This is a genomic window from Caldimonas sp. (assembly GCF_046289365.1).
In the GTDB taxonomy this organism is placed as follows: Bacteria; Pseudomonadota; Gammaproteobacteria; order Burkholderiales; family Burkholderiaceae_C; genus Caldimonas.
This window is the reverse complement of the sequence record NZ_JBKBVU010000158.1, coordinates 1-7,111: the sequence shown is the minus strand read 5'-3', so window position 1 is coordinate 7,111 and position 7,111 is coordinate 1. Positions and strand designations below refer to the sequence as shown.

The following is a 7,111-nucleotide window of genomic DNA, read 5'->3' as shown; positions in this document are numbered from 1 at the left end:
ACGCAGGGGCGTTGGGCGGCCTGCCACCAGGCCAGCACGTCGGCGGGCACATCAGACGAAACGGCGGGGGCGTTCACAGCCCTTCGCTGCTGAGCGCCTCACGCACGGCAGCGACCTGGCGGCGCGAGACGGCCAGCCATTCGTCCAGGCCCTGCAGGCGCACGGCCCAGCCTTCCTTGCCGTTGTCGTCGTCTTCGCCGGGCACGCTGCGGCGCTCGAGCGCGCGCACGGCGCGGCGGGCCACCAGGGCGTTGCGGTGGATGCGCAGGAAGCGCTCGCCTAGGCGCTCTTCCAGCACGGCCAGTGAGTCGTCGAGCACGTAGGTGTGCTCGGCGGTGCGCAGGGTCACGTACTTGAGTTCGGCCTTCAGGTAGAGCACCTCGTGCACGGGCACGCGGGTCACGCGGCCGCGGTCGTTCACCACGAGCACAGGACCGTCCTCGGTGCTCTGGGCCCGGGCCTTGATCCGATCGGATGCGCGTTCGAGCGCGGCTTGCAGGCGCTCGCGGCGCACGGGCTTGGTGAGGTAGTCCACCGCATTGAGCTCGAAGGCGGTGACCGCATGCTCGGGGTGGGCGGTGACGAAGACGATCGCCGGGGCATCGGGGCGGCCTTGCCACTGCGCCGCCCATTGCGTGCCGGTCAGTCCGGGCATCTGCACGTCCAGCAGCACGAGGTCGCAGCCCTGAGCGGACAGCCAAGCCTGGGCCTGTCGGGCATCGGCGGCTTCGCCGACCACCCGGTTGGGCGGCATGCCGGGCTCTTGCAGCAGGCTGCGCAGCCTCACGCGGGCCAGTTCCTCATCATCGACGATGAACACCTTGAGCATGCTCGGTCTTCCTCAGCTCTTCAGCGGCACGGCAATGTGCACGCGCCAGGTGCCATTTTCCGGGCCGGCGGCGAATTGCGCGCTGACGTCGTGCATCAGCCGCAGGCGCTCTTTCACGTTGCGCAGGGCCATGCCATGGCCGGCCGTGCCCGGCGTTGCGGCCGGCGGCAACGGGTTCGTCACGGTCAGCACGGCCAACGAGCCGCGCACCCGGGTGCGGATGCGCACGTAGCCGCCCTCGGGGGAGGGTTCCACGCCATGCCGCACGGCGTTCTCCACCAGGGGCTGCAGCACCAGCGGGGGCACGCGCACCTCGCCGGCGGCGGGGTCCAGATCCCATTGCACCTGCAGTCGCTCGCCGAAGCGGATCTGCTCGATGGCGAGATACCGCCGGGCGAGGTCCACCTCCTCGGACAGGGTGACGGCGCGGCCTGACTCGATCAGGGCCACGCGAAAGAGTTCGGACAGGTCTTCGAGCACGGCCTCGGCGCGTGCCGGATCCACCCGCACCAGCGTGATGGCGGTGTTGAGCGTGTTGAACAGGAAGTGCGGCCGGATGCGTGACTGCAGCTCGGTCAGGCGGGCGCGTGTGACGGCCGGGAGCTGGCTGCGCGAGCGCAGCTTCAGGGCATAGAACATCATGGCCGACAGGCTCGCCCCGGCCAGCATCGGGGCCAGGCCGTGCACGATCTCGGTCAGCGGCAGCCCCACCAGGCCCACCTGCCACCAGCCGTAGCCGGCGCAGGCGGCGCCCAGGCCCACGGCCACCAGCCACTGCATCGGGCCGGAGGCGCGGGCCAGCACACGCTTGAGCACACAGCACAGCACCAGCCACAGCAGAGTGGCCGGCAGGGCCACGGCGGCGCCATAGGCCAGCGCGAGCAGCCAGTCCTGCCAGCCGCGGGCCAGAAAGCTCACGGCCACGCCCACCACCGCATGCACGAACAGCACCGCACGCAGCACCACGCCGACCTGACAGGCGTCGAAGGGTGACAGGGCCGCCTGCGCGGCGGTGCCCCCCGGTTGTAGTTGGTCAAAGATCGTGGTGCCGAACGGGCGGGTCGACGGGTTCGGACGCGACGGCGATGGGCCGGGGCTGGACAAGGCGGCAGTCTCCACGGGCCCGGACAGCCGAGCCCCTAAAATCGAGAGGTTCCAAGGCGGCCCCGACCGGCGGCCGCCGCTGCCGATTCTCCCGGACGCCTGCCTGCCCCGGCAAGCCGCAGGGCGAGCGTCCATCCAGCCGGCCTGCGCCGTTCATCCGACATGTCCGCCAACCAACTCGACAAGAAATCCGAAGCCTGGTCTGCGCTCTTTTCCGAACCGATGAGCGAGCTGGTCAAGCGCTACACCGCCAGCGTGTTCTTCGACCAGCGCCTGTGGCGCGCTGACATCCGGGGCTCGCTGGCGCATGCCGAGATGCTGGCCGCGCAGGGCGTGATCTCGGCCGACGATCACGCCGCCATCCAGCGCGGCATGGCCATCATCACGCAGGAGATCGAATCGGGCGCCTTCGAGTGGAAGCTCGACCTGGAGGATGTGCACCTGAACATCGAGGCCCGCCTGACGCAGTTGATCGGCGACGCCGGCAAGCGTCTGCACACCGGCCGCAGCCGCAACGACCAAGTGGCCACCGACGTGCGGCTGTGGCTGCGCGACGAGATCGACCTGATCGACGGCCTGCTCACCGACCTGCAGAAGGCCCTGGTGGATATCGCCGACAAGAACGCCGAGGTGATCCTGCCCGGTTTCACCCACTTGCAGGTGGCCCAGCCGGTGAGCTTCGGCCACCACATGCTGGCCTATGTGGAGATGTTCGCGCGCGATGCCGAACGTTTTGCCGAGGTGCGCCGGCGTGTGAACCGCCTGCCCCTGGGCGCGGCCGCCCTGGCCGGCACCAGCTACCCGCTGGACCGCGAGCGCGTGGCGCGCACGCTGGGCATGGACGGCGTGTGCCAGAACTCGCTCGACGCGGTGAGCGACCGCGACTTTGCGATCGAGTTCACGGCCGCCGCCTCGCTCGCCATGGTGCATGTGTCGCGCCTGTCGGAAGAGCTCATCCTGTGGATGAGCCAGAGCTTCGGTTTCATCGACATTGCCGACCGTTTCTGCACCGGCTCGTCGATCATGCCGCAGAAGAAGAACCCCGACGTGCCCGAGCTGGCGCGCGGCAAAACCGGCCGCGTGGTGGGCCACCTGATGGGCCTGATCACGCTGATGAAGGGCCAGCCGCTGGCCTACAACAAGGACAACCAGGAAGACAAGGAGCCGCTGTTCGACACGGTGGACACCTTGAAGGACACGCTGCGCATCTTTGCCGAGATGGTGGGCGGCATCACCGTGAAGCCCGAGGCGATGGAGCGCGCGGCGCTGAAGGGCTATGCCACCGCCACCGACCTGGCCGACTACCTGGTGAAAAAGGGCCTGCCTTTCCGCGACGCCCACGAGGTGGTGGCGCACGCGGTGAAGACGGCCATCGGCCAGGGCGTGGACCTGTCGGCGCTGCCGCTGGCCACGCTGCAAAGCTTCTCGCCGCTGGTGGGCGAGGACGTGTACGAAGTGCTCTCGCTGCGCGGCTCGCTCAATGCCCGCAACATCCTGGGCGGCACCGCGCCGGCCCAGGTGCGCGCCCAGGTGGCGCGCCATCGGGCACGGCTGGCTTGATGCCCTGGACTTGACCTGGGGCAAGGCCCGGCGTGCAAGAGGCCGGTAGGCTGGCGGCCTGTTCCCGAAAGGCCGCTGCCCATGTCCCAACCCCTGCAATGGTCCGATGCCCTGGCCCTCGGCGATGAGGCGATGGACCGCACCCATCGAGAATTCGTCGAGCACCTGCAGGCGTTGCACTCCGCCACCGACGAGGCCCTGCGGCCGGCGCTGCGCATGCTCATCGAGCACACCGAGGCCCACTTCGGGCAGGAGGACGCCTGGATGGCCGCCACCGGCTTTGCGCCGGACAACTGCCACCAGCGCCAGCACACGATGGTGCTGGAGCTGATGCGCCAGGTGGAGCGGCAGGCCGCGCAGGACCTGTCGCTGGTGCGCCGGCTGGCCGACGAGCTGGCGCTGTGGTTCCCGCAGCATGCGCAGATGATGGACGCGGCATTGGCCTGGCATTGCGAGCAGGTGGGCTTCGACACGGCCACCGGCACGCTGCGGCCGGGGGCTGCAGCGCAGCCCCTGCCCGATGTGCCCATCTCCCACTGCGGCAGCGCCGGCTGCGCCACACGCTGAAGCAGGCTCAGGCGGTTGGGGCGTGGTCCTTCAGCTCTTGCCGTGCTTGGGCGATCACGCGCCAGGCCGCGCTCACGCCCAGGGTGGCCATCGTCGTGGCGACGATGAGGTCGGGCCAGGCCGTGCCGGTGCCGAAGACGCCCAGGGCGGCCAGCACCACCAGGGCGTTGCCGATGGCGTCGTTGCGCGAGCACAACCACACCGACCGGGCGTTGGCATCGCCACTGCGGTAGCGGTAGAGCAATGCGGCCACCATGACGTTGGCCACCAGGGCCAGCACGCCAACCAGGCCCATCGTGGCCGGCTGCGGGGCCGACCCCACCCAGGCGAGCCGACCGGCGTAGGCCAGCACGCCCAGGCCATACAAGCCCATCATCCAGCCTTTGAGCCAGGCCACGCGCGAGGCCCACACGGCCGCCAGGCCCAGCACGGCCAGCGACAGGCCGTAATTGATGGCATCGCCCGCGAAATCGACGGCATCGGCCAGCAAGGCCGCCGATTCGGCCTGCCAGCCCGCCCAGAGCTCCACCCCGAACATCGCGGCGTTCACGAGCAGGGCGATCCACAGCCTGCGGCGCCAGCGCGGGTCTCGGGCGAGCCGGCGGGCGGTGGTTGGGCAGGCACTGGCGTGGCAATGAGCGGACATGGTCGATTTCCTCAGGGTGGAGTCAGGCCGGTACTTCGGCGTACAGTCATTGCAAACCCTGAAGCCACTCCAGAGTCAAGCATGAAGATCGGCGAACTGGCCGAGCGCGCTCACACCCCCGTGGAGACGGTGCGCTACTACGAAAAGGCGGGGCTGATGCCGGCCCCGGCGCGCACCGAGGGCAACTATCGGCGCTACGACGAGGGCCATGTGGCGCGGCTGCGCTTCATCCGCCATTGCCGCGCGCTGGACCTCTCGCTCGAAGAGATCCGCGCGCTGCTGCGCGTGCGCGACGACCCGCAGGCCGACTGCACGGCGGCCGATGAGCTGGTGCGTCAGCACCTGGCGCATGTGCAGCAGCGCATCGACGAGCTGGCGCAATTGCGCGACCAGCTCCAGGCGCTGGAGCGCCTGTGCGGCCGGGCCCGGCCCAGCGCCGAATGCCGCATCCTGGCTGAGCTGGCGCAGGAGCCCGAGGGCGGGTGCCCGCTTGAGGAGGCGACAGCTGCCGTCTGCCTGGGCGACACTCACGGCCGCCGCACGCCCGGACACGGACCATGACCCCTGCACCTTCCGCGATTGCTGCCGCGCTGCCCACGGTGCGGTCTCTCGAACCCACCCGGCCGCTGCGCTGGCTGGTGGCCGGGCACCAGGATCTGGCGCGGGCCCTGAGCCTGAGCCTCGTCCATGGCCTGGTGGTGATGCTGGGGGCCGTGGCCATTGCGCTGCTGGGCTGGCGTCACTTCGGGGTGCTGGCCGGCGGCTACAGCGGCTTCCTGCTGGTGGCCCCGCTGCTGGCCACGGGGCTGTACCAGATCAGCCGACGCCTGGCGCAGGGGGTCGAACCGACCTGGGCCGATGTGGTGCAGGCCTGGCGGCTCAGCGGGGCGCTGCTGCGCTTTGCGCTGCTGCTGGCGCTCATCGGCACGCTGTGGGTGGGTTTCTCGGCCATGGTGGTGCTGGCGATGGCCGGCGAACCCTGGGCCGGCCTGCAGGGCTTCTTCAGCCCGCGCGTGTTGCGCTCGGCCGATTTCGTGCAGCGTGGCCATCTCTTCTTGCTGTGGCTGCTGGCCGGCGGCCTGCTGGCGGCCTGGGTGTTCGCGATCTCGGTGGTGGCCATTCCGATGCTGCTGGAGCGGCGCGTGCCGCTGTCTCTGGCGGTGCTGACCAGTGTGCGGGCGGTGGGCCACAACCCGGTGACGATGCTGGTGTGGGCCGCGCTGATCTTTGCTTGCACGGCGCTGGGCCTGCTCACGCTGGTGGGGCTGGTGTGGTGCGTGCCCTTGCTGGGGCATGCGAGCTGGCATGCCTACACCGAGCTGGTGGATGCCTCGGCCTGGCCCGAGCGGCGCTGAGGTGGGCGGCATGACCGAGGAGCAGTTCTCGCACTACGGCGTCACGGTCGGCCTGGCGGCCTTCATCGCCTTCATGCTCTTCATCATCTGGGATCTGGCGCGCAAGTCCCAGGCGGGTCGCTTCGGCACCTTCGTGCTCTTTTTCGTGCTGGCCTTCGGCATGCTCGGCTTCATTGTCAAGAGCCTGCTGCAATGGCTGCTGGACGTCAGGCCTTGAGCATCCCTCTCACCGCACCCGCACGGTGAAAGTGACCGACGGCGTCTGCGCGGCGGACGGATCCCAGCTCCGCCGGTACTCCAGGCGCAGGATCTGCTGGCCGGGCACCGGGGCGCGGAAGCGGAAGACTTCCAGGCCCGGGGCCGCCACACGCGCCGCGCTGGCCGCATCGCTCACGTAGGCGGGGTTGGCCACCGGCTCGAGCACCGCGTTGGGGTCGGGCACCATGCGCCAGCCGTAGCCCATGGCCCGGTGGGCCGGCAACAACAGCACGAGCTGGCCGCCCACGGCCAGATCGGTGAGGCTGCGGCCGTCACTGAGGGTGAGCACCGGCACGCCGGCGGGCACGTCGTCGGGCACGCGCACCAGGCTGCGAGGCAGGTGGGCCGGCAGTTCGTTGCGGGCCCGATCCAGCGCGCGCAGCACCAGTTCGCCCACCTGAGCGAAATGCCGCTCGCGCTCGGGCACGCCCGGGTCCAGCGTGAGCAGGGCGAGATCGGGCTGGCCGCTGGCTTGCAGCGACCAGCGGCCGGTGCGCTCGAAACGGCGGTCGCCGTCGCGGGTGCCGAGGTAGGTCTCGACCAGGGCATAGCCCACGGGCGTGGAGCCCTGGCGATACAGCGCAAGATCGGTGCGCACGCCGGCGCAGTCGGCACAGGGCAGGGTGCCGACGTAACGGGCTGCGGGCACCTGGCCGCGAAGGTCGACCGGCACGGCCGGGTCGGGCGACGAGGCACAGGCCGCCAGCACGGCGGCCAGGCCCAGCAGGAAGAAAAGCGGCAGTCGGGGCATCCGGGCATCCTTTCGGCCCACACGGTAGCGCGAGGCTCCCG

General features: G+C 70.3%; 9 protein-coding genes. 5 read left to right on the top strand and 4 right to left on the bottom strand.

The window, feature by feature from the left end; genetic code table 11:
* Window positions 1–73: 73 nt before the first annotated feature.
* Both ACK42S_RS13680 and ACK42S_RS13675 read right to left on the bottom strand, forming a co-directional pair.
* The gene (locus tag ACK42S_RS13680) at window positions 74–829 is read right to left on the bottom strand and encodes a LytR/AlgR family response regulator transcription factor (protein ID WP_409708530.1); all 756 of its coding nucleotides are present in this window, start codon (window positions 827–829) and stop codon (window positions 74–76) included.
* Window positions 830–841: 12 nt separating this feature from the next.
* Window positions 842–1,933: a sensor histidine kinase gene (locus ACK42S_RS13675; protein WP_409708527.1), complete on the bottom strand. Its 1,092-nt coding sequence runs from the start codon at window positions 1,931–1,933 to the stop codon at window positions 842–844.
* Window positions 1,934–2,095: 162 nt separating this feature from the next.
* On the opposite strand from ACK42S_RS13675, the gene argH reads away from it, so the two are divergent.
* Window positions 2,096–3,493, top strand: coding sequence for an argininosuccinate lyase (argH, locus tag ACK42S_RS13670; RefSeq protein ID WP_409708524.1), 1,398 nt, complete (start codon window positions 2,096–2,098; stop codon window positions 3,491–3,493).
* Between the two features lie 81 nt (window positions 3,494–3,574).
* Entirely contained in the window at window positions 3,575–4,060 is a 486-nt protein-coding gene (locus ACK42S_RS13665; protein WP_409708521.1) for a hemerythrin domain-containing protein, read from the top strand.
* Window positions 4,061–4,067: 7 nt separating this feature from the next.
* Here the strand turns inward: ACK42S_RS13665 and ACK42S_RS13660 are convergent, their stop codons facing one another.
* Complete coding sequence (locus ACK42S_RS13660; RefSeq protein WP_409708518.1) at window positions 4,068–4,706, bottom strand: cation transporter; 639 nt, start codon at window positions 4,704–4,706, stop codon at window positions 4,068–4,070.
* Window positions 4,707–4,787: 81 nt separating this feature from the next.
* Between ACK42S_RS13660 and cadR the strand changes: the two genes are divergently transcribed.
* From cadR to ACK42S_RS13645, 3 genes are read left to right on the top strand one after another with little or no spacing between them, the layout of a single operon-like run.
* A complete protein-coding gene (cadR, locus tag ACK42S_RS13655; RefSeq protein WP_409708515.1) occupies window positions 4,788–5,267 on the top strand; it encodes a Cd(II)/Pb(II)-responsive transcriptional regulator in 480 nt (159 codons plus the stop codon).
* A complete protein-coding gene (locus tag ACK42S_RS13650; RefSeq protein WP_409708512.1) occupies window positions 5,264–6,061 on the top strand; it encodes a DUF2189 domain-containing protein in 798 nt (265 codons plus the stop codon). Before cadR ends, ACK42S_RS13650 begins: the two co-directional genes overlap by 4 nt.
* Window positions 6,062–6,071: 10 nt before the next feature.
* Window positions 6,072–6,278 (top strand): DUF2788 domain-containing protein, encoded by a 207-nt coding sequence (locus tag ACK42S_RS13645; protein WP_409708509.1) that lies wholly within the window; start codon window positions 6,072–6,074, stop codon window positions 6,276–6,278.
* A 9-nt stretch (window positions 6,279–6,287) separates the two neighbouring features.
* On the opposite strand, the gene ACK42S_RS13640 is transcribed toward ACK42S_RS13645, so the two are convergent.
* A partial coding sequence (locus ACK42S_RS13640; RefSeq protein ID WP_409708506.1) for a protease inhibitor I42 family protein occupies window positions 6,288–7,111 on the bottom strand: 824 nt, incomplete at its 5' end.

Coding starts and splice junctions, on each gene's coding strand:
- ACK42S_RS13650 (WP_409708512.1), top strand. CDS start 5,264: ATGACCCCTGCACCTTCCGCGATTGCTGCCGCGCTGCCCACGGTGCGG.
- ACK42S_RS13660 (WP_409708518.1), bottom strand. CDS start 4,706: ATGTCCGCTCATTGCCACGCCAGTGCCTGCCCAACCACCGCCCGCCGG.
- ACK42S_RS13665 (WP_409708521.1), top strand. CDS start 3,575: ATGTCCCAACCCCTGCAATGGTCCGATGCCCTGGCCCTCGGCGATGAG.
- argH (WP_409708524.1), top strand. CDS start 2,096: ATGTCCGCCAACCAACTCGACAAGAAATCCGAAGCCTGGTCTGCGCTC.
- ACK42S_RS13680 (WP_409708530.1), bottom strand. CDS start 829: ATGCTCAAGGTGTTCATCGTCGATGATGAGGAACTGGCCCGCGTGAGG.
- cadR (WP_409708515.1), top strand. CDS start 4,788: ATGAAGATCGGCGAACTGGCCGAGCGCGCTCACACCCCCGTGGAGACG.
- ACK42S_RS13645 (WP_409708509.1), top strand. CDS start 6,072: ATGACCGAGGAGCAGTTCTCGCACTACGGCGTCACGGTCGGCCTGGCG.